General features: G+C 64.2%; 2 protein-coding genes. Both read left to right on the top strand.

The window, feature by feature from the left end:
* On the top strand, window positions 1-899 hold an 899-nt coding region (locus tag EN742_RS34360; protein WP_148670500.1), incomplete at its 5' end, for an alpha/beta hydrolase.
* Between the two features lie 178 nt (window positions 900-1077).
* A complete protein-coding gene (locus EN742_RS34355; RefSeq protein WP_127407004.1) occupies window positions 1078-1473 on the top strand; it encodes a GFA family protein in 396 nt (131 codons plus the stop codon).
* The last annotated feature ends 157 nt before the right edge of the window (window positions 1474-1630 follow it).

Below are 1630 nucleotides of genomic sequence, written 5' to 3'. Positions count from 1 at the left end.
CGCCAAATGCACAATCCGAGGAGACAAAGCCTGCCATGACCGCTGCCACCAAAGCCGCTGCGAAGCCGGAGAAATCCGGCCTGCTGCCGATCGACGGCCTGAATTACTACTACGCCATCTACGGCAAGGGCGAGCCGCTGCTGCTGCTGCATGGCGGCCTCGGCTCCACCGACATGTTCGCGCCGGTCCTGCCGCAATTCGCCGCGCATCGCACCGTGATCGCCGTCGATCTGCAGGGCCATGGCCGCACGGCGCTTGGCGAGCGGCCGTTCAGCGTCGAAGCGATGGGCAACGACATGGCGGCGATCGTCAAGGCGCTTGGCTACGACCGGGTCGACGTCATGGGCTATTCGCTGGGCGGCGGCGTCGCCTTCCGCATGGCTGTCCAGCACCCGGAGGCGGTGCGCCGGCTGGTGATGGTGTCGACGGGCTATGCCACCAACGGCTTCTACGACGAGATGCGCCCGCAGCAGGCGCAGGTGAGCGCGGCGGCGGCCCCGTTCATGAAGGATACGCCGATGTACAAATCCTACGTCGCCGTGGCGCCGCATCCGGACGATTTCCCTAGGCTGCTCGATACGCTCGGCGCCTTCATGCGCAACGAGCGCGACTTCTCGGCCGATGTGCCGAAGCTGAAAATGCCGGTCATGCTCGTCTATGGCGACAGCGACATGTACAAGCCCGAGCACGAGATCAAGTTCTTCCAGATGCTCGGCGGTGGCCAGAAGGATGCCGGCTGGATGCGCGAGAACCTGTCGCAGAACCGGCTGGCGATCATCCCCAACCGCACCCACTACGACATCTTTTTCGCGCCGGAACTGCCCGCCACCGCACTGCCCTTCCTCGACGGCGTGACCAAGGTGAAGAGTTGGGACGAGATGCTCGGCGCAACCGAATAGCGGGTCGGCAATCTCATGCGGCCGTCTCCCTGGAGGCGGCCGCGTGCTTTTGGACGCGCTGCCATCTCTGCCGGTCGCATCATCGCAACCGATGGCTTCCCATAAAAGCTTTTCAATTGACGCAGCTCCCCGCCCGGCTACGGTTCCGGCATTCTTACCGAGCGAACGGATACCGGCGATGACGAAATATCAGGGCGGCTGCCTGTGCGGAGCGGTGCGCTACCGCGCCGAGGTGGCGCCGATCAACGAACGCGTCTGCCATTGCCGGATCTGCCAGAAGGCGATCGGCGCGGCCTTTAACGCGCGGCTGCTGTTTAGCATCGACGACGTGACCGTCGAGGGCGAGGTGGCGACGGTCAACTCCTCGCCGGACCTCAAGCGCAGCTTTTGCGCGGCCTGCGGTGCGACGCTGTTTTCCAGGCGCGATTCCAGAGGTATTCTTGGCATCACCTCCGGCTCGCTCGACGATCCTTCCCTGTTCAAGCCCGACATGCATTTCTGGACGGCCTCGAAGCAGCCCTGGGTGCGGTTGGACGACGGCCTGCCGCAATATGAGGGCCTGCCACCCGGGTAGAGTTTTACCTTCACCCCTTGTGGGAGAAGGTGGCCGAGCGAATCTCGGTCGGATGAGGGGTGTTCCAGAAGACGCCGACGTCTCATCCTTCCTGCACCCCTCAACCGTCTCGGCGCTGCGCGCCGATCCACCTTCTCCCTGGTGGGAGAAGGGGAAG

This window comes from Mesorhizobium sp. M4A.F.Ca.ET.020.02.1.1, assembly GCF_004022645.1.
Taxonomy (GTDB): Bacteria; Pseudomonadota; Alphaproteobacteria; order Rhizobiales; family Rhizobiaceae; genus Mesorhizobium.
Note: the sequence above shows the minus strand (reverse complement) of the source record. Positions and strands in the feature narration are given on the sequence as shown.